We start from the raw sequence: 19,954 nt of genomic DNA, 5'->3' as shown, positions 1-19,954 counted from the left end.
TAATTTGCTCATTGCGTAGCATACAGAGGCGGATTCACATGATGATCGAAGCCACACATCTGACAAAACGATATGGTACAGCCAACGCACTGTTCGATGCGAACTTTACCATCGAAAAAGGTGAAATTGTGGGATTTTTAGGTCCTAACGGAGCCGGGAAATCCACCACGATGAATTTGCTCTGCGGGTATCTGACCCCCTCATGGGGTCAGGTTCGAATTGCTGGCGCAGACATGGCAGAAAAACCCCTGGAAGCCAAACGGCACATCGGCTATCTGCCGGAGGTCCCGCCGCTGTATATGGACATGACCGTGGCAGAGCAGTTGGAATTTGCCTGTGAGCTGCGGGGACTTCGGATAAAAAAGTCTCTCCTGCGTGCATACATTGATAATCTTTGTGCCCGCACGCAGGTTTCGGACACCCGGGATCGCCTGATCCGAAACCTGTCCAAGGGCTATCGGCAGCGTGTTGCTGTCACGCAGTTGTTGGTAGGCGATCCGGAAATTCTCATTTTGGACGAGCCCACCGTGGGGCTTGACCCCCGGCAAATCCGAGAGTTTCGGGATTTATTGAGCGACCTGAGCCGGGAGCACACGATTATTCTCTCCTCTCATATTCTCTCGGAGATTAGTTCCATTTGCGGCCGCATTCTGGTTTTCTATGAGGGAATGCTCATTGCAGACGGGCACCCCCAACAATTGCAGGAGCAGCTATCCAAATGCCGTGTGTTGGAAGTGGAAATCCGCGGCGACGCCGAAGGCGTCGTTACACTGCTTCGCAATCTCCCTGATGTGTTGACGGTAAAGGAACAAGGGTCTGGAATTTATCAGGTATCCCATCGGGTCAGCACGGATATCCGCAGCGCTTTGTACCGCACACTGCGCACCACTGATTACGATCTGATGATGATGAAGCCGGAAGAGATCTCGCTGGAGAGCCTATATCTCCGCATTACCGAAAATGAACAGGAGACGACGCAATTATGAGTGCTGTATATCGCAAGGAGATGCGTCAGTACTTCCATTCCGTCATCGGATATGTGTTTCACGCCATCTTCTTATTCATTAACGCCTTCTATTTTTTGCTGCAAAATCTTTTGCCCCGCAGCGGTGATATTACAGACTATTTTCAGGCGACGATCACGCTGGAAATGTTTCTGATGCCCATGCTGACGATGCGGAGCTTTTCAGAGGAAAAGAAGCAAAAAACAGACTTGCTCTTATACACCATGCCAGTGGATTGCTGGCATGTGGTGCTGGCAAAATTTTTGGCAGCCGAGAGCATGTTGCTGCTGGGTCTGGCGGCAACGCTGGCATTTCCCATCATTCTGGCTCTGTGCGGCAGCGTGCAAATCTGGATTGCTCTGGGCAATTATGTCGGCATTATCCTGCTGATGAGCACATTTATCGCCATCGGAATTTTCGTCTCCGCATTGACGGAAAACCAGATTGTTTCCGCGATTATTTCCTATGTCCTGATTTTTGTTCTCTGGTATTCCTATGGACTTGGTTCTGCTATCCAGAACCCGGTGCTTCTGGCGCTTTTCAACAAGCTGTCCCTGATGCAAATGTATTATGAACTGGCTCTGGGCATCTTGAATCCTGCCGGCATCGCTTTGAATTTGGCAATCACGGCGATCTTCCTGCTTTTGACCACCGCAGTCGTGCGGGGAAGGAGGGGATGAGCACTGTGGAACATCAAAGAAGAGCCAACCGTGGGGTGATTCCTGAAGAGGTGCAGCGCAAGGCCCGGAAAGAAAGCACACTTCAGATTACCTGCCTGCTTCTGTCCATCGCTGTGATCATCGGTATTTACAGCATGATCAGCGCAGCGACAGACCGTTTTTCTTGGAAATTGGATCTGACGGAAGATCAGGTATTTCGCCTGACAGATACGACCAAAAGCGTTCTTTCCGAGTTAAATGATACAGTGACATTTACCTATTGTAATGATCGCTCCGCCGCAGACACCAATCTGAAGGAAGTGCTTAGCCGCTACGCTGCCGCTTCCCCAAAAATCGATGTGGGCTACGTGGATTTGGACGCCAATCCCGCTATGGTGGAGGAGTATGGGCAAAAAGACATTGCGCTTAGTTCTGACGGAATTCTGGTGACCTGCGGCATTCAATCCCGCTTCATTCCGTGGAGCGAGCTTTATGAGATGCGTACCGCCTCCTCCGGGGAAGAAAACCAAAGCTATTCCATCACCGGCCTGAAAGCCGAGATCATGCTGACCTCCGCCATCGTTGCTGTCAGCGAACAGGATTGCCCCGGCGTCGCCTTTACCGCAGGCCATTCCGAGGATGACAGTGAGACCCTGCGGAATCTGGTGGCAAACAGCAACTACGAAGTGTCTCAAGTGGTGTTGGGCGTAGATGAACTCAACGAAAACGTTGAGGCAATCATCATTGCCGGCGCCAAGCGCGATTTCTCCGAAGCAGAGTTGGAAATTCTGGATGCGTTTATGGACCGGGGCGGCAATCTGTGTATATTCCGTGATCCGGAAATAAATAGTCTGCCCAATCTGGACGGCTATTTGGCTGACTGGGGCATCTCTGTCACAGATCAAATCGTACTGGAGCCCCAGCAGCAAATGGACAGTCCTCTGAACATCATCCCGAATTTCGGCGTCAGCATGATCAATGTCTATTTCTCCGAGCATTCCACCTATTTGGTACTGCCGGAGTGCCGGGCATTGGAACTGAGTAACGCCAACGCCAGCATTACCAACGCAGTGCTGCGCTCCACTTCCGCCTCCTATGCCAAGGAATTTTCGTCCATGAATTCGCTGACGCAAAGCGGGGAGGATTCATCGGGTCCCTTTACCGTGGCTGCCACCGGCGAGCGCAGCTTTACCAATGGCGACGGCGAAAATGACACGCAGTATGTATTCGCCGCGGCCTGCACGGGCTTTTATCAGGAGCGTTACCTCAAGACGGAAAGCCTTGGCAATGCCGACCTTGTCCTGCAAGTCCTCTCCCAGATGACGGACAATGAAGTAACACTGAATATCCCGACGAAAAACCTGACGGCTGACAGCTTATCCCTCACGCGGACCACAATCATCCTGTTTGGAGCTTTCTTTGTGGTCCTGCTGCCCCTGAGCCTGCTGCTGATAGGTCTTTGGGTGTTCCTGAAAAGGAGGCACTCATGAAAGCGACCAAAAGAACATTGTTTGGGCTGATTTCGGCCCTGATGGTCTGTATTGCGGGCACGCTTGTGCTGACCTTTGCAGGTCGCGGTGAGGCGGCAGCCGACCAAGCCCCCACGTACTACTTTACTTCCTATGCTTCACCGGAAAATGTGGTGTTGGCAAATCTGGAAAACAGCACCGGCAGCGTGGTGCTCGCCTCTGTTAACGGAACCTGCTATGCGCAAGGGGATATTCAACTGGACGCCGATGCTGAAGCGATATCGGACTTCTTCAATACCGTGTACCGGTTACCGATGAAGCGCCTGCTAGACGGAGCAGACGCCTCCGATTCCCAGTATGGGCTGACAGCGCCTCAGGCCGAAATTCTGCTTCAGGATTCTGAAAAAAACGGCATTCTTTTCCGCGTGGGCAATGCCACACCGGACGGCGAGGGATATTACGCCTGCCTCAGCGGCGATGCGCGGGTATTTGTCATGGATCGCGCATATGCCCAGGTGCTTCTGGACAATGTCGATCGCTTTTTTGACCTGAGCTTGTATCCCTCTCTGGACGGGGAGCGCATCAGCACCTTGCGCAGTCTCTCTGTGCAGCGGAACGGGGCTATAGCCTATGAGGTTCATGCGTCCTCGGATTCCAAGGACAGCAGCTCCGTGATCCTCTCCATGACGACGCCTTATTCTCTGGTTTTAGGAATGAATCAGGCGAGAAATGAGATTTTGACGCCGCTGGGTGCATTGGCCGGTGTGGATGTCATTCCCCAACCGGACGAGTTATCAAGCTATGCGCTGTCAGATCGCAGCAACTGCTTCACGCTGACTTATCAGGACGGCACCTCCGCTGTGATCCGGGTGGGAAAGCAGGTGGGCACTGAGACCTACGTTCTGTGCGAGGACAGCGGTCTTACGATGCTGGTGCCCACCGCCAACCTCTCTTTCTTTTATGATACCGCGCTGCGGGTTGTTGGTCAAAATCTGGTAGAGGTATCCATGGGAGATCTCGCCTCCTTGCAGATTGGAAATGATATTTATCGGATTTCCGGAACCGCTCCTGCGCTGGATGTAACGCTGAATGGTGCCGAGCAATCTCTAGAGGTATTCCAAAACGGCGTTTATGCTGCCCTGAATCGCATTTCCCTTCTGGGTGAATGGAATGGCCCCAAAGCGGGCGAGCCGCTGCTTGAGATGTCCATGCAAACCGGGCAGATGGATGAGACTCTGCAAATGGCCTATGCTTTCTTTTCCTTGGAAGGGAACCGCTGTGGTATTGCGGTAAATGGTCAGCCCGCATTTCTATGCAGTCAGTCAGCCGTACAGCAGCTAATCGACGCCGCCTGAATACAACTGCACTTTTTTCAGTGATCCGCCGCGCCCGCGGCTGTCATAAACTTATAAAGAAAGGATTTCAAGTAAATTATGTGTGTTTTAAAAAAAATCAACAATGGGCTGATGGCATTGATTAAGGTCGTCTTGATTGGCGCCGGTACCTTGATGACCGGTCTGGTAATCATGAACGTGATCCTGCGTTATGTCTTCAATTCCGGCCTTTCCTGGTCCGAGGAGGCCTGCCGCTTCCTATTCATCTGGGTCACTTTCCTTGGCGCGATACTGGCAAATGATACCGCGCTCCACGGCGAGCATATGCGAATGGACTTCGTCGTTGAAATGTTCCACGGAATTCCTCGTAAGATCGTGGAGGTCATCGCCCTGCTGCTGGTACTGGCGATGCTTGCCATCCTGTTCATAGGCGGCATTGAACTGGTGCAGGGGACATGGCCCATGCTGACTTCTGCTCTCCGCATTCCCAAGGGTGCTGTTTATCTCTGCGCCCCCATCGGTTTTGGCTATATGTTTATCCAGACTCTGGTGAAGCTTGCAAAAATCATTACTTTCAGCAGCGAGGCGCTGGAAACTGCAGATACGGAGGCTGAATAAGAATGTTAGCTGTTTTTTTGATCGCCCTTTTCGGCTTGGTTATCATTGGCGCTCCCATTGCGTTCTCTCTGGTGGGCACGGGTTTCTTCATGATGTTCACCCAGTCCCTGAGCCGTCCCTCCGCATGGTCCTTTTTTGCCCTCGCCCAAAAATTTGTCAACGGCACTGACAGCGTGCCCCTGCTGGCCATCCCCTTCTTCATGATCGCCGGTGAAATCATGACCCGCGGCGGCATTTCCCGTCGTATCGTTGATTTCGCATACTCCGTGCTGGGCCGCTTCAAGGGTGGTCTGGGTTACGTGGGTATTCTGGCTTCCATGATTTTCGCAGGCGTGTCCGGCTCCGCAGTGGCTGATACCACCGCAGTCGGTTCCATGATGCTCCCGATTATGGAAGGCGCTGGCTATGATAAGGCCAAGTCCGCCGGCATCATCTGCGCCGCCGGCTGCATTGGCCCCATCATTCCCCCGTCCACCCAGATGATCTTCTACGGTGTTTGCGCAGAGGTCTCCGTTTCCGCTCTGTTCCTGGGCGGCATCGTCCCGGGCATTTTGATCGGCATCGGTCTCATGGTCGCATGGTTCTTCCATGTCCGTAAGCGCAACTATCCTGTTGGCCCTAAGACCAACCTGCTCAGCATTTTCAGGGCAGCCAAAGAAGCGTTCTTTGCGATTTGCCTTCCCGCGTTCATCATTCTGTGCATCACCACCGGCATTGCTACCGCTACCGAAACTGCCGCTCTGGCTGTTTTGTACGCACTGATCGTCTCGGGCTTTGTGTATCGTGAATTCAAGTTTAAAGAGTGGCCCCATCTGATGTGCAACGCCATGAAGTCCACCGCTGTCATGATGTTTGTTGTCGGTTCTGCTCAGGTGGCCGCTTACATGGTCACCACCTGTGCGATTCCCCAACTGCTGGCGAAGGTCATCCTCTCCATGACCAACAGTCCTGTGACCTTTATGCTGCTGGTGAACCTGCTGCTTATTCTGGTCGGCTGCGTAATGGACTCCGGCCCCGCGATCATGATTCTGACTCCGATCCTGCTGCCTATCGCCAAAAGCTTTGGCCTGGACCCCGTTTACTTCGGTGTTGTCATGGTCGCCAACCTGTGCATTGGTCTGGCCACTCCCCCCGTCGGCAACGTGCTGTACTGCGCCGTGTCCCTGTCCAAGGTTAAGCTGGCTGATCTGATCAAGGCCAGCCTGCCCTTCGTCGGCGTGATGTATCTGGTCCTGCTGGGCATCACCCTGTTCCCCGAGCTGATTCTGTTCGTGCCCAATCATCTGGGCTGATACCTACCTCTTGAAATGCGCGGGTTCTCTATTATCCCGTTCATAAATATTTTACTTAGGAGGAAACACCATGAAAAAGAATGTTCTTGCACTGCTGCTGGCTCTGGCCATGACTGCATCACTGGCCGGTTGTGGTCTGGCCGCAACCAAGGTCCCTGCCGGCAGCTCCGGCTCCAGCACCTCCACCCCTGCCACCGGTGAAGGCACCGAGGTTGGCCCTTACGGCTCCTCTGCCGAGACACAGGGTAAAACCAACCCCATCGTTGTGAAGGTTTCCAACGGTGCCGGCGAGACCTCTCCCGGCGTCAAGGCGCAGTTGTCTGTGTTCGCTCCCATGGTCGAGAACAACTCCAAGGGCAACATCGGTGTTGAGGTTTACTCCGGCGCGCAGTTGGGCGACGATACCACCGCTACCGAGATGGTCGTTGCCGGTCAGTTGGAGATCAACAACACCTCTACCGCCCCCCTGGTGGGCTATGTGCCCGAACTGGGTATCTTCGACATCCCCTTCCTGTTCAATGACGAAGCCGAGGCTGACAAGATTCTGGCTTCCGTAGTTGGTGACTACCTGAACGCCAAGCTGGCTGATAAGGGCATCATCAATCTTGCATGGAACGAAAACGGTTTCCGTGAGCTGACCAACAGCAAGCACGCTGTTGCTTCTGTTGCCGACGTTGCCGGCCTGAAGATCCGTACCATGGAAAACAAGTTCCATCAGGAGCTGTGGAACAGCCTGGGCGCTGCTGCCACTCCGATGTCTTCCTCCGAGCTGTACACCGCTTTGGAGCAGGGCACTGTTGACGGCGAGGAGAACCCCATTGCAAACTTCTATAGCTATCAGTTCCAGGAAGTCCAGAAGTACATCACCATGTCCAACCACATTTACAGCCCCTTCCTGTTCGACATGTCCAAGAAAATCTGGGATACCTATGATGCTGACACCCAGGCCATCCTGACCGAGGCTGCAACGGCCTTCGGCAAAGAGGAGAAGACCATCAACCGTCAGGCCGCTGCCGATAACCTGCAGTCCTGCATTGACGATTACGGCATCGAGGTCACTTACCTGACCGACGAGGCCAAGGCCGAGTTCGTGGAAAAGACCGCCCACATTCGGGATATGGTCGCTCAGGATACCGGCTCCGAAATCATGGACCTTTTGAATCCTGCTAAGGGTTAATGTTCACCGCTTCGTATGAAGCCGTTCTTTCGTAATCAGACTGGCCCGGCAAATGCCGGGCCAGTCATGAAAAAATGATAAGGTAAGGAGGCATTTCCTATGGAACAGGAAATCCATTTGAAAAAAGCGGAGGATCTGTATGCATACAGTTGCACCCATGGCTTCGGCAAGGGCTTGAACCGGGCATGGGGCATCAACAGCTTTCGCTTGGTGGAGCAGGCCATGGATGAAGATGAATTTGCCTACCTGACTTTCATTGGCCTGCATCGATTCCACAGCATGTCCGCTCACCAGCGCAATTTCGCCTATGCGTTTACCAACAAGCGCATTCTGATGGCCAAGATGCGTTTATTCTCGCGCTCCCGTATAGAAATCATCCCTTTGAACGCCATTTTGAATTTGTCTTTTGATAATAACGACTCGATTGGTATTGTCAAAATACATCTGCCCAACGACGCAATCTGTGTCGGAATGTCGCAGGAAAGCATCGATCCACTCAGCAAACGGTTCACCCAGCTTTTGCCTGTCATTCAGCAGTATGCGCAGCAGCTTCCCCCCATTGAAAATTGATTTTTTATCTTGTACACTTCCAAAATTTCTGTCTTGGTTGAATTAAATTTGAAAATTCCGGGCTTCGTCCCGCTTTTGAAATTGACACATGGATATAAGGAGAACTCTTATGGAACGCAGCAAAAAATATTTAACCGGCCTCGGCAATCAATATTATCGTGCCACCTACAAATCGATGGGCTTCACCTCAGATGATCTGGCCCGTCCTATCATTGGTATTGCAAACTCTTGGAGCGAGTCTGTCCCCGGCCACTTCAACCTGCGTCAGGTTTCACAGCGCGTCCGTGACGGCGTTTACCGTGCCGGCGGCACCCCCGTGGAATTTGGCGTGATTGGCGGCTGCGACGGCATGGCAAACGGCCATACCGGTATGCACTACATCCTTCCCCATCGCGAACTTATCGCCAACTCTATTGAGTCCATGGCGCAGATCAATCAGTTTGATGCGCTGGTTCTGCTGGGCTCCTGCGATAAAATTGTCCCGGGAATGCTGATGGCAGCCGCCCGTCTGGATATCCCCTGCATCGTGCTGCCCGGCGGTCCCATGGAGGGCGGCAAGGTGTTTGACGGCCGCGAATCTGATCAGACCTCCAGCACCGAGGCCTATGGCATGCTTTCTGCGGGTAAGATCACCGAGGAAGAATACGTGTCTCTTGAAGATACCGCCTGCCCCGGATGCGGTTCCTGCTCGTATCTGGGCACTGCCAACACCATGTGCTCTCTGTCTGAGGCTTTGGGTATGACGCTCCCGGACGCCAGCTTAGCGCCCGCCACCTCTGCCCGCCGCCTCGCTCTGGCCGAGGAAACCGGCATCAAAATCATGGAGCTGGTTGAAAAAGAGCTTACCTCCCGCAAGATCATTACCAACGGCAGCATCCGCAACGCCATTAAGGCCTGCATGGCCATGAGCGGCTCTACCAATGCCGTGATGCACCTGATCGCCATTGCTCACGAGGCTGAGCTGGATATTGACGTTCTGGCCGAGTTTGACGCCCTCTCCCGCACCACGCCCCAGATCGCCAAAATGAATCCCGCCTGCAACTACAATGTCATTGATTTCTTCAAGGACGGCGGCGTGATGCGTATGATGCAAAACCTGACCCGCGAGCATCTGGATTACGATCAGATGACCGTTACCGCACATACCATTGGTGAGAACATTGCTTCCCACAAGTATCTCTATCCCAATACCGGCCACACCATCCGCACCCTTGACGATCCCTTCGGTTTCACCGGTGGCGTCGCAGTTCTGCGGGGCAACCTGGCCTCCAACACCGGCATTACCAAGCCCGGCGCCTTTGACAAGAGCCTTCATCACTTCCAGGGCGAGGCTATTTGCTTCGATTCTGAGGAAGCCGCCGAGGAGGCGATTTTGGCGGGCAAGGTCCACGACGGCCATGTGGTGGTCATTCGTTATGAGGGTCCCAAGGGCGGCCCCGGCATGCGCGAGATGTACAAGGCCATGAAGTATCTCTATGGCCGCGGGCTTTCAAAAACCACCGCTCTGATCACCGACGGTCGATTCTCCGGCACCAACAACGGCTGCTTTGTCGGTCATATCTCTCCCGAGGCTTCTGAGGGCGGCACCATTGCTCTGGTCCGTGACGGCGATCGCATTGCCATTGACGTGGAGGAGCGTTCTCTGAACGTTCTGGTCAGCGACGAAGAGCTGGCCGTCCGTAAGGCTGCGTGGAAGGCTCCCGCGCCCAAATTCACCCGTGGCTGGCTGAGTCTGTACTGCAAGCTGGCAGGCTCCGGTGCTGAGGGTGCTGTCATGGATATGAAGAAGCTGGAGAACCTGTAATCTCTTTTTAAATCATCTACATCAAGAAGCGCCGGGGCGGAGGCACTTCCTGTGTCTCATTAAGTCCTCTGCAGAGGAAAAGGCCGCTTTAAAGCGGCCTTTTCTCTTGCCGGAAATCTCTGCTTCCGCAGCGCTTCCATGCATTCTTTTGCCTCAAATCTCTATTTTCTTCGGCAGGATGCCTATACGGATACCACTTCCGTTTTTCAATTACAATCAATATTTTTAACGAACAAAATAGGAGGATTATGATGACGATTGCAGAAATCAAAGAACAGGTCGATCAAGAAAAGGTCATTGCCATTGTCCGCGGCATCAAAACCGAGCAGTGCATGAAGGTGGCAGATGCGCTGTACGAGGGCGGCATCCGTCTGATGGAAGTCCCCTTCAATCCGAAGACCCCCTCTTCCGACGAGGAAACCGCCAATTGCATCGCTGCCATCGCCAAAAAGTACGCAGGCAAAATGTTGGTTGGCTCCGGCACCGTTTTAACCGTAAAGCAGGTCGAGCTGACCGCGCAGGCAGGCGGCAGCTATACCATCGCCCCCAACACCAACGCCGACGTCATCCGCCGCACGGTTGAGCTGGGCATGGTGGCAATGCCCGGCGCGATGACACCCACCGAGATCGAGTATGCACACGAGTGCGGCGCAGCGTATGTAAAACTGTTCCCTGCCTCAAATCTGGGCGTGGATTACATCAAGGCCATCCGCGCCCCCTTAAGCCACATCAAGCTTTTGGCTGTGGGCGGTATTAGTGAAAAGAACTTTGCTGATTTCCTGAAGGTCGGAATGTCCGGCGCCGGTGTCGGTGGGAATCTTGCCAACAAGGCCTGGATTGAAGCCGGAGAGTACCAGAAGATCACCGAGGTGGCGCGGCAGCTGGTGGAAATTGCACACAACGCTTGAGGACACCAATTACTTATCTGAAAAAGGAGTACATCGCTATGAAAATCGTTACCTTTGGTGAGATTATGATGCGCCTGAATCCGGAAGGGTACCAGCGCTTTGTCCAGTCCGAAAAATTTGAGGCCACCTATGCCGGGGGCGAGGCCAACGTCGCTGTGTCTCTGGCCAACTATGGCGTTGATGCCGCATTCGTAACCAAGGTCCCTGCTCATGAGATCGGTCAGTGCGCCATCAATGAGCTGCGCCGCTATGGTGTTGATACCAGCATGATTGCGCGCGGCGGCGACCGTCTGGGCATTTATTTCGTGGAGAAGGGTGCTTCTCAGCGTCCCTCCAAGGTCATCTATGACCGTGCCAACTCCGCTATTTCTCAGGCTCAGTCCTCTGATTTTGATTGGAACAGCATTTTTCGGGGCGTTGATTGGTTTCACTTTACCGGGATTACACCGGCGTTGGGCGGCAAACTGCCTGAAATCTGCATGGAAGCATGCAAGGCCGCGAAAGAGCTGGGCGTCATCATTAGCTGCGATCTAAACTTCCGCAAAAAGCTGTGGAGCCGTGAACAGGCCGGCGAAACCATGAGCAAGCTGATGCCCTATGTGGATGTCTGCATTGCCAACGAAGAGGATGCCAAGGATGTATTCGGCATCGCCGCGGCTGATACCGATTTGGATACCGGTAAGATCAGCCATGAGGGCTATGTCAGCGTGGCTAAGCAGCTAAGCGAACGTTTTGGCTTCAAGAAGGTCGCCATCACTTTGCGCGGAAGCCTCTCCGCTTCTGTAAACGACTGGGCCGGTATGCTGTACAGCGACGGCAAAGCCGTCTTTTCCCCCACCTATCGCATTGATATCGTGGATCGCGTGGGCGGCGGCGACAGCTTCGGCGGCGGCCTGATCTATGCTCTGATGAACGGCTGCGAAAGCCAGAAGGCCATCAACTTTGCCATCGCAGCCTCCTGCTTGAAGCACACCATCGAGCATGATTTTAACCTCGTTTCCATTTCCGAAGTGGAAAATCTGGCGGGCGGCAACGCTTCCGGCCGTGTCCAGAGATAAAACAGCTTCTTTTAGTAAGAATTTTGACGTAGCCCTGTTGACATAGATACAGAGAGAAATCCGCAGATGACTGTCGCAGTCACAGCGTGGCTGTGCGGTAATACGTCATTATTGATGAGAAGTGCCTTCCTCAAAGGAGGAAGGCACTCCCTTTGTTATTTACGGCGTGGCCGCCCAGTGCTCTATTTCCGATTTGTTTTTGGCGGGCATTATTCCTGGCATCATGATCGGCATTGTGCTGATGGGCGTTAATTACTTCACCTCAAAAAGGTACAATTACGGCACCAATAAAAAGTTTCAGATAGGAACCCTGATTGCCACCCTGCGCACCTCCATCTGGGCGCTGCTTGTGCCGGTGATTATTCTGGGCGGAATCTACGGCGGCATTTTTACCCCCACCGAATCCGCCGTGGTGGCCATTGTCTATTCTCTTCTTGTGGGCGTGTTTGTGTACAAGGAGCTGGATAAGAAGGCCTTTTATGAGGCCCTGCGGGACACCGTTCTGATTAACGGGCAGACCACCTTCCTCGTGGGCATTTCCATGGCCTTCGCCCGGTTTTTGACCATGTCGCAGGTTCCTACCAGCATCGCCAGCAGCATTCTAAATATCAGCAACCCCATTTTAATTCTGCTGGTAATAAACATATTCCTGCTGATTGTGGGCTGCGTCATCTTGACGCCCATTCTGCTTCCCATTGTCACCGGCATCGGGATGAGTCCCATCCAGTTCGGTATTGTGATGACCGTTAACTTGGCCATTGGATTCATTACTCCGCCATACGGCTGCAACCTGTTTTTTGCCTCGGCCATCTCCGGGATGCCGGTTACAAAAATTGCCGCCAAAATCCTGCCCATGATTTTAGTAATGATCTGCGTTCTTATGCTGCTGACGTTTGTGCCCGCATTGAGCATCGGCATTTTGGGATGACTCTCCTTTTTCCCGACCATTCTTAGATGTGTACATCCGCGCAGGAGTCTCGTTTTTATGATGTACTCCACGCAAAAGGTCCCGGCGTGTTACAGCACGCCGGGACCTTTCTTTACAAATTCTCATCTTCCGCGCAGATAAACCCATGCAGCGCGCGATACAGTGCCTCCGGCTCAATCGGCTTGGCCAGATGGGCGTTCATCCCCGCCGCCAGACTTTTTTCCACGTCGTCCTCAAAGGCGTTGGCGGTCATGGCCAAAATGGGCGTTCGGGCGGCGTCCGGCCGATTCATACCGCGAATCGCACCCGCGGCGGTCAGCCCGTCCATCAGCGGCATGCGAATATCCATCAGCACCGCATCATAATACCCCACGGGAGATTTCTTAAACAGCTCCAGCGCCCGCAGTCCGTTGACGGCGGTATCCACCTCAAAGCCCACCCGTTCCAGCAGCTTCACGGCAATCTCAACATTCAGGGGATGGTCCTCCGCCAGCAAAATGCGTCGGCCCTCAAAATTGTGGGCCTCGGCGCAGGACCGGGCCTTCGACTGTGTCTTGCCTGAGGAAGCCCGCACAAAAGCGGACTCCAGCGTGGAGCGGAACAGCGGCTTTTCCAGCAGCACGTCCACACCGGCGGAGCGGGCTTGCTCCTCGATGCTGCCCCAGTCATAGGCGGTCATCAGGAAAATCATGGGTTCCCGCCCCGCCAAGGCGCGCAGCCGCCGCGCCGTCTCTACCCCGTCCATCTCCGGCATCTTCCAGTCCAGAAAAACGGCGGCAAAGCACTCGCGGCACTCCATCAGTGCCTTTGTCCGGGCGATGGCCCGGGGGCCGCTGTCCACGCCCTCGGCAACAGCGCCCATCTCCCGAAGCATCTGCACCGTGCTTTGACACACAGCGGCATCATCGTCTACCACCAGACACCGCATCCCCTTGTATGCAAGGGCCTCCTCCTTTTGAGGCTCCTCTTCCGGGCCTGCGCCCAGCCGCACGTCCACCGTGAACTCAGACCCCACCTCTGGAATGGAGCGGACGGTAATATGTCCGTTCATCATGTCCACAATGTTCTTCGAGATGGCCAGACCCAGCCCAGTACCGCCATATGCAGTGGTGGAGCCGCCGCTCTCCTGAGCAAACGCGTCGAATACCCGGGGCAAAAAGCCCGGGTCGATGCCAATTCCGGTGTCCCGGATCACAAAGCGAAGCGTGGCGTCGCTCTTCCCGCGGTTCACCTCCTCGGCTGAAAAGGTGACCTTTCCGCCCCCGGCGGTAAACTTCACGGCGTTGGTCAGGATATTCACCAGCACCTGCTGGAGCTTCATCTCGTCGCCGGTGTAGCCCTCGTCCAGCCCGGGATACAGAACGCAATCAAACTCCACGCCCTTCTGCCCCGCCTGTGCGCGAATGATATCGGCGGTGTTGCAGATCATGTCCTTAAGAGAAAAGGGCTGATTTTTGAGCAGCAGCTTTCCGCTTTCAATACGGCTCATATCCAAAATGTCGTTGATAAGGGACAGCAAAAAACGGGAGGAGACGCCGATTTTTGCAAGACAATCTGAAATCTCCTGCCTGTCATCCCTGGCGGAGGCGGCAATGGACGCCATCCCGATGATGGCGTTGAGCGGCGTGCGGATTTCGTGGCTCATGCGGGAGAGAAAGTCGCTCTTAGCCAAATTGGCCTGCTTTGCCGCCTGAAGAGCGGTAAGCAGCGCCTCCTGCTGGCGCTGTTCACTTTCAATAATGTCGGTGATATCCACCCTGTTAAGACACACATGGCCGGTGATCTTGTCAATATAGGAAAGGCTGTATTTTTTATATCGCAGCCCCTTGTTTGTCTGACTAGGCACTGTGAAAGAATAGGAGGGACTCGTCTCCAGCCGGGCGCGGATGTTGTCAAAATCCAACTGCCTGAAATATTCCGCACGGGACGCCTCCGGAATCGCAGCGGCGGAACCCCTGCGGAACTCCACATGAAATTCCCCTGTGTCGGGCAGGTTCATCACGCCCGCCTCGCCCCGGGCCGCGACGTGATAGCGGTTGTTTTCAATGTCCACGTCCATTAGAAAATCATAATCCATGATGGACGCCTGCTCCAGAAGCCTGCGGGAAAGCCACTCCTCGGTAATATCAAAGCTGTAAATAAACAACGTCAGGTGGCTGGTTTCCGGGGTGAGATAGGTGCGGCCCACCGTCCGGCACCAAATCATCTTCCCATCCGCGCGGCGGCGGCGGTACTCCACGCTGTGGTCTGTCTCTCCAGCGGCATAAGCCTCCATCAGGCGGTCACGGGAAAACCGCTCCAGAAAACGGGCCGCATCCTCTCCGGAGGCGGCACTGTCGGCTATGTAGCGCATGGCCTCGTCCACGGTGGCAGCGGCAAAATACGCTGCCGTGGCGGCGCCGCCCACTCCGAAATAGGACTCAAATGCGTCTTCCGTTAAATTCGCCATGGCCTTTGCAACCAGATTCGGGGCCGCCAGCTCCGTGGCATGGTCTGATTCCCGCTGAAACCGCCTGCGAACCCGCGCCCGTTCCTCCACCTGCTCGGTCACGTCGGTCAGCATACAGAAGAGCACAGGCTCGCCACCGTCGGTTGCAACCGTAATGTGTCCCCGCAAAGCAATCCAGATAGCCTCGCCGTCCCGTCGGTTCAGGCGGCACTCGGTGTACACGCTTCCGGCTCCCGCAGCAAGCTGCGCGTGAAAGGCCGGGAGAATCTTTTCCGCGTCCTCCGGCTCCAGCAGGGCTGTCAGCCGGTTTCCCGCCACCGCCAGCTCCTCCGGTCCATACCCGGTGATGCCGTACAGCACGTCGCTGGTGTCCAGCACCTCCAGACCCTCGGCATAGCGGCAGCGCAGCACCGCGCCGGGAATGGTATTGAGCAGTTGGCGACGGTCCTCTTGCGCGATGCGCAGGGCCGTGATATCCACGCACACGGAAATAATTGCGGGCTTCCCGTTTTCCGCCGTGACGCTGCGGCCAATATCGTGTACCCAGATGTACTCGCCTGTTTTTTTCCTCATCCGGTACTCCACCGTGTATTCGCCGCTTTCGGCAATCTGCCCGACGATCCAGTGCGCTACCTCGGCCCGCTCCTCCGGATGAATGCCGTTTGATATCAGCCCCGCAATATCCGTCACAAATTCCTGCTCGCTGCCATAGCCCAGATAGTCCAGCATCCGCTGGTTCACAAAGTAGAACGGGAAGCCCGGCTCCTGATAGCCGCCGATCATACCGCCGGGAATGGCCTCGTTTAAAAGGTCGCTGCGCTGGCGGTTCAAGCTTTCCATCACCAGCGTGTGGGGATAATGCTCCCCACCGCGCTGATTGCCCGTGGCTTCAGAAATATGGATATGGCAAGCACGCCAAAGTCCCTTCTCCATACGAAGCAGGAAGGAAAACCGCAGTCGCCAGCTATATTCTTTATTTTGCAGGAGTACCTCCAGCTTCACGCAGGCGCAGCCCTGTGCCATCTGCTGCTCCCATGGGTGGAGAAATACAATGTGAAACTGGCCCGGCTCCTCCCGGCAGTCCTGTGTGAGATAGTCCTTCATGGCGGCGGCGCCCAAAACGTCTTCTCCGCCGCCGGGGCCTATAAAGCCGATTTCGTCGGACAAATACCGGGACGCGGTTTCTGCATCCCGGCGGCAAAACCAAACCCGCAAAAATTCCTGCACCTGCCCCATGGCTCCGGCACACTCTTTCATTGGCAGCACCCCTTTTCCAACAGCGGTTTTCGCCTTCCTGACCCCGCCTCTGTCTCAGGCAAAGCACACACCTTTTTGATTGCGCTTTGCCCGGTAAAGCGCCTGATCTGCCCGGGCAAAGGCCGCATCAAAGGATTCCCCCTCCCCCATCAGGGCCATGCCTGCGGAGCAGGAGGGGCAAAATCCGTCCGGCAGGTGGGGACTGCTGTCCCGAAAGGCCTGACAGATCTCCTGCCCTTTTTTCATGGCGGCCTCTGCCGAGCGCATCCGGGGCATCACGGCCACAAACTCGTCCCCGCCGATGCGGGAGAGAATGTCCCCGCCCCGGGTATGAGAGCGGAGCACACTGCTGAACCGCCTGAGCATCTCATCTCCCCCCGCGTGGCCCTTGGAGTCGTTGCAGTCTTTCAGATTGTCCATGTCAAACACAAAGACCGACACGCTGGTCTGTGACTGGTCCAGCCGCGCCATGGCGTCGTCCAGCCCCCGCCGGTTCAAAAGGCCGGTCAGATAGTCCTGATAGGCAGCCATCTCCAAAATATGAGTCTTTTCCAAAATGTCCGCGTTCTTCAGGGAATTTTCCTCCTGCGAATCATCCACATCCTCGAGAAACTGCTCAAACTCCTTCCGGGGAAGCGGAGGCGCGTAATAATATCCCTGGGCATAGTTGCACCCCATGCTCCGCAGCTTTTCCACCTGCTCGGCGGACTCCACACCCTCGGCGGTGACCTGAAGGTCCAGCCATCGGGCAAGGCTCACCACGAAGCTGAGGATTCCGCGGCGCTTGCTCCGCTCCTGATCTTCCTTCAAAAACTTCATGTCCAGCTTCAGAATATCAATCGGCAGTTCATTGAGCATATTTAGCGAAGAATAGCCGCTGCCAAAATCGTCCATTTCAATGGTAAACCCGGCGTTGCGAAGCTTTGTCACCTCGTCGCAAAGCTGACGGCGGTCCTCCGTATAGGCCGTCTCCGTAATCTCCAGATGAAGGAGGGACGGCTTGATTCCGTACCGCTGTCGAATCCCCAGCAGTACGGACTCCAAATTGGCGTTATAGATGTCGGCCCTTGAGACGTTGACGGAGACGGGCACCAGCGGCATTCCCCGCAGCTCCCACTCCTGCAGGGCGGAGGCGGCCTCCTCCCAGATATACCGATCCAGACGGGTAATAAAGCCATTGCGCTCAAAAAGCGGCATAAAGCTTTCGGGCAGCAAAAACCCCAAAGTGGGGTGATTCCAGCGCACAAGCGCCTCCGCGCCGCAGATGCGGCCGCTGCGCAGGCTGAATTTAGGCTGATAAAAAATCTCAAACTGACGGGCGGCCAGAGCGGATTCCATTCCGTCCTCCAGCGTTTTTTCCCACAGCCGCGTCTGGCGCAGCTCGTCGTTGTAAAAGGCCACCAGCCGGCCGTATTCCCCCCGAATGGAGTTGCAGGCCAAAAGCGCCCGGTCGCACATCTGCTCCACGGGGATGTGCAGATCTGTAATGGAATAGACCCCCCACTTCATAGAAAAGCTTTTCACGCCGGACTCTCCCCGGATGCGCTCCGTGGCCCGGTTTAGCGCGGCCTCCAAATCTATGGAGCCTCGCCGGATCATACACACGAAAATGTCCGCCTGCAGCCGCCCGCAAAAGTGCTCGCCCGGCAGCCCGTCCCGCAGTTCTCGGGCAATCAGGCGCAAAATCTGATCTCCCACCGCAAGACCGAACACCTCGTTGATAAACTTAAAGTTCTTCACGTTGGAGCACAGCAGGTCATAGGGCTCGTCCGGATTCCGGCGCAACGCTTGACGCACCTGCTGATAGAAAAACGCCTGACTGTGCAGTCCGGTCAGCCGGTCGTGCTCCATTTGATTCACCAGCGCTGCCGTCTCTCGCAGGGAGATGATGTTGGCGGCCCGGTGCAGCACCACGCCGGGCTTGTACGGCTTTGTAATAAAGTCCATGGCCCCGTGAGTCAGCGCCTCCACCTCGTCCTCCTCCCCGCCGCTTTGGGTTACAACAATCACGGGAATGGCGGATAGAAGCTTGTCCGTCTGCACGCTTTTCAAAAACGCGTAGCCGTCCATCACAGGCATCCTGATATCCAGAAAGATCAGAGAAATTCTCAGCGACTCCCGGTTTAGAATCTCCAGCGCCATCTGCCCGTCGGAGGCCTCCAGCGTTTCGTATTCCCGGGAGAGAATTTTACAGAGCGTCAGGCGGTTGGCAACACTGTCGTCCACCACCAGAATCTTGCGCCGCGTATTCATCCCGCTTTTTCCCCCGTTCTTTCCCAGCGTGCGTGTCCGCCCTTGCCGAGTCCGCCGCAAACAGTGACGCTAGAGGCGGCGGGGCTTTGGCGCACGGTGGATGAAATAATAATAGGTTATTGTATTATATAATTATAATATTAAAATTACAACGCTTCATCTTATTTTCAGCCCGTTTTTTTCTTAAATTTAAAATAAATAACACGAAAACCGCCGCATTTTCCACTTTTCTCGAAAATGCGGCGGTTTTCGCGCCTGCCTCCGGGATTACACGGGGTGTTCCCTCAGATATTCCAGCCACTTTTTGCACCCTGCGGTGTTGAGATGCACCCCGTCGGTGGTCAGTTCCGTGGGGAGGGTTCCGTTTTCATCCATCACGGCCGAGGCCACGTCCAAAAATGTGCAGCCCTCCGCCGCCGCAAGCTCTTCAAGAAGCCCGTTAAACAAAACGATGCGCTCATTTTTTACATAGCTTCGCTTGGCGTCCTGCTTTGCGCTGACGGGCGGCAGGGACTCAATTACAATTGCCGTTCCGGGGTGGTCCTCCCGAATGCAGGCAATCACCTTTGCGTACTGCTCGGTAAACTCCTCCGTGCGGTACCAGCCCAGCTCGTTGATGCCCAGCATCACATAGATTTTTCCGTAGCTTCCCCGGGCGAGCGCGTCTAAAATTGTCTCGGCCCCCGAAGATCCCTCCTGCGTCGCCTTATCCATGACCGTCTGGACGGTGGCGCCCACCGCACAAAAATATGTACCTTCCGTCAGGCCGCTGTATAGCTGAAAGCCCTCGGTCCGGGAGTCCCCAACGAAGGCCGCGTCTGCAAAATAGCTTTCTTCCACAGAGCTGCTTTCCCCACCTGCTTCAGGTTCCGGCAAAGCGTCCGTTTCTTCGCCCTCTTCGGCGGGCGCTTCCCCGCCGAGAGCGGCAGGGCCGGTGGGCCCGTCCAAAAAATCCGCCCAAGCCTTGGGAGGCGTCTGCGCCTCCGTCTGTGGAACGGCCGGGGTGGCCGCCGCCGCCACAGAGGCCAGCGAGGCGTCCAGCGTGGGCGTCAGCGGTGTGGTCACTGTAAGACCCACCGTCAAAAGCAGCACCAGCAAAACACCCTTACGTATTCTTTTCTTTTCCCGCTCTTTTCGTCTTCCCGCCACGCTGCTCGCTCCTTTAACCGGTTTA

Annotated in this window: 15 protein-coding genes; 12 read left to right on the top strand and 3 right to left on the bottom strand. The window is 55.1% G+C overall.

Going from position 1 to position 19,954, the window contains the following annotated elements; genetic code table 11:
* Positions 1–38: 38 nt before the first annotated feature.
* From RTU96_RS05905 to RTU96_RS05850, 12 genes are all read left to right on the top strand, one after another.
* Positions 39–986 carry an ABC transporter ATP-binding protein gene (locus tag RTU96_RS05905; RefSeq protein WP_312635523.1) on the top strand — a complete coding sequence of 316 codons (948 nt, stop codon included), beginning with the start codon at positions 39–41 and terminating at the stop codon, positions 984–986.
* Positions 983–1,684, top strand: a complete 702-nt coding sequence (locus RTU96_RS05900) for an ABC transporter permease subunit (protein WP_312635522.1) — start codon at positions 983–985, stop codon at positions 1,682–1,684. Before RTU96_RS05905 ends, RTU96_RS05900 begins: the two co-directional genes overlap by 4 nt.
* A gap of 5 nt (positions 1,685–1,689) precedes the next feature.
* Entirely contained in the window at positions 1,690–3,153 is a 1,464-nt protein-coding gene (locus tag RTU96_RS05895; RefSeq protein WP_312635521.1) for a GldG family protein, read from the top strand.
* Entirely contained in the window at positions 3,150–4,487 is a 1,338-nt protein-coding gene (locus RTU96_RS05890; RefSeq protein WP_312635520.1) for a DUF4340 domain-containing protein, read from the top strand. The genes RTU96_RS05895 and RTU96_RS05890 overlap by 4 nt, the downstream gene beginning before the upstream one ends.
* A gap of 111 nt (positions 4,488–4,598) precedes the next feature.
* Complete coding sequence (locus RTU96_RS05885; protein ID WP_312635519.1) at positions 4,599–5,084, top strand: TRAP transporter small permease; 486 nt, start codon at positions 4,599–4,601, stop codon at positions 5,082–5,084.
* 2 nt (positions 5,085–5,086) lie between these two features.
* On the top strand, positions 5,087–6,376 hold the full coding sequence (locus RTU96_RS05880; protein WP_312635517.1) for a TRAP transporter large permease: 1,290 nt from the start codon (positions 5,087–5,089) through the stop codon (positions 6,374–6,376).
* Between the two features lie 70 nt (positions 6,377–6,446).
* Positions 6,447–7,553: a DctP family TRAP transporter solute-binding subunit gene (locus RTU96_RS05875; RefSeq protein WP_312635516.1), complete on the top strand. Its 1,107-nt coding sequence runs from the start codon at positions 6,447–6,449 to the stop codon at positions 7,551–7,553.
* A gap of 99 nt (positions 7,554–7,652) precedes the next feature.
* Entirely contained in the window at positions 7,653–8,123 is a 471-nt protein-coding gene (locus RTU96_RS05870) for a PH domain-containing protein (protein ID WP_312635515.1), read from the top strand.
* Positions 8,124–8,232: 109 nt separating this feature from the next.
* Positions 8,233–9,927 carry a dihydroxy-acid dehydratase gene (gene ilvD / locus RTU96_RS05865; protein ID WP_312635514.1) on the top strand — a complete coding sequence of 565 codons (1,695 nt, stop codon included), beginning with the start codon at positions 8,233–8,235 and terminating at the stop codon, positions 9,925–9,927.
* A 251-nt stretch (positions 9,928–10,178) separates the two neighbouring features.
* Positions 10,179–10,835, top strand: a complete 657-nt coding sequence (locus RTU96_RS05860; RefSeq protein ID WP_312635513.1) for a bifunctional 4-hydroxy-2-oxoglutarate aldolase/2-dehydro-3-deoxy-phosphogluconate aldolase — start codon at positions 10,179–10,181, stop codon at positions 10,833–10,835.
* A 38-nt stretch (positions 10,836–10,873) separates the two neighbouring features.
* Positions 10,874–11,893 (top strand): PfkB family carbohydrate kinase, encoded by a 1,020-nt coding sequence (locus tag RTU96_RS05855; protein ID WP_397356529.1) that lies wholly within the window; start codon positions 10,874–10,876, stop codon positions 11,891–11,893.
* Positions 11,894–12,014: 121 nt separating this feature from the next.
* On the top strand, positions 12,015–12,821 hold the full coding sequence (locus tag RTU96_RS05850; protein ID WP_312635512.1) for a TRAP transporter large permease: 807 nt from the start codon (positions 12,015–12,017) through the stop codon (positions 12,819–12,821).
* Positions 12,822–12,933: 112 nt separating this feature from the next.
* On the opposite strand, the gene RTU96_RS05845 is transcribed toward RTU96_RS05850, so the two are convergent.
* The 3 genes from RTU96_RS05845 to RTU96_RS05835 all read right to left on the bottom strand — a co-directional run bounded on the left by RTU96_RS05845 (position 12,934) and on the right by RTU96_RS05835 (position 19,929).
* Complete coding sequence (locus RTU96_RS05845) at positions 12,934–16,527, bottom strand: response regulator (protein WP_312635511.1); 3,594 nt, start codon at positions 16,525–16,527, stop codon at positions 12,934–12,936.
* Between the two features lie 54 nt (positions 16,528–16,581).
* Entirely contained in the window at positions 16,582–18,780 is a 2,199-nt protein-coding gene (locus RTU96_RS05840; RefSeq protein ID WP_312635510.1) for an EAL domain-containing protein, read from the bottom strand.
* Positions 18,781–19,047: 267 nt separating this feature from the next.
* Positions 19,048–19,929, bottom strand: a complete 882-nt coding sequence (locus RTU96_RS05835; protein ID WP_312635509.1) for a GDSL-type esterase/lipase family protein — start codon at positions 19,927–19,929, stop codon at positions 19,048–19,050.
* Positions 19,930–19,954: the final 25 nt, after the last annotated feature.

It is taken from the genome of Oscillibacter sp., assembly GCF_032018205.1.
In the GTDB taxonomy this organism is placed as follows: Bacteria; Bacillota; Clostridia; order Oscillospirales; family Oscillospiraceae; genus Oscillibacter.
Note: the sequence above shows the minus strand (reverse complement) of the source record. Positions and strands in the feature narration are given on the sequence as shown.

Bases quoted from the DNA above. Each gene is read 5' to 3' on its own strand.
- RTU96_RS05885 (WP_312635519.1), top strand. From the start codon at position 4,599: ATGGCATTGATTAAGGTCGTCTTGATTGGCGCCGGTACCTTGATGACC.
- ilvD (WP_312635514.1), top strand. From the start codon at position 8,233: ATGGAACGCAGCAAAAAATATTTAACCGGCCTCGGCAATCAATATTAT.
- RTU96_RS05900 (WP_312635522.1), top strand. From the start codon at position 983: ATGAGTGCTGTATATCGCAAGGAGATGCGTCAGTACTTCCATTCCGTC.
- RTU96_RS05855 (WP_397356529.1), top strand. From the start codon at position 10,874: ATGAAAATCGTTACCTTTGGTGAGATTATGATGCGCCTGAATCCGGAA.
- RTU96_RS05860 (WP_312635513.1), top strand. From the start codon at position 10,179: ATGACGATTGCAGAAATCAAAGAACAGGTCGATCAAGAAAAGGTCATT.
- RTU96_RS05905 (WP_312635523.1), top strand. From the start codon at position 39: ATGATGATCGAAGCCACACATCTGACAAAACGATATGGTACAGCCAAC.
- RTU96_RS05870 (WP_312635515.1), top strand. From the start codon at position 7,653: ATGGAACAGGAAATCCATTTGAAAAAAGCGGAGGATCTGTATGCATAC.
- RTU96_RS05840 (WP_312635510.1), bottom strand. From the start codon at position 18,780: ATGAATACGCGGCGCAAGATTCTGGTGGTGGACGACAGTGTTGCCAAC.
- RTU96_RS05875 (WP_312635516.1), top strand. From the start codon at position 6,447: ATGAAAAAGAATGTTCTTGCACTGCTGCTGGCTCTGGCCATGACTGCA.
- RTU96_RS05845 (WP_312635511.1), bottom strand. From the start codon at position 16,527: ATGAAAGAGTGTGCCGGAGCCATGGGGCAGGTGCAGGAATTTTTGCGG.
- RTU96_RS05880 (WP_312635517.1), top strand. From the start codon at position 5,087: ATGTTAGCTGTTTTTTTGATCGCCCTTTTCGGCTTGGTTATCATTGGC.
- RTU96_RS05890 (WP_312635520.1), top strand. From the start codon at position 3,150: ATGAAAGCGACCAAAAGAACATTGTTTGGGCTGATTTCGGCCCTGATG.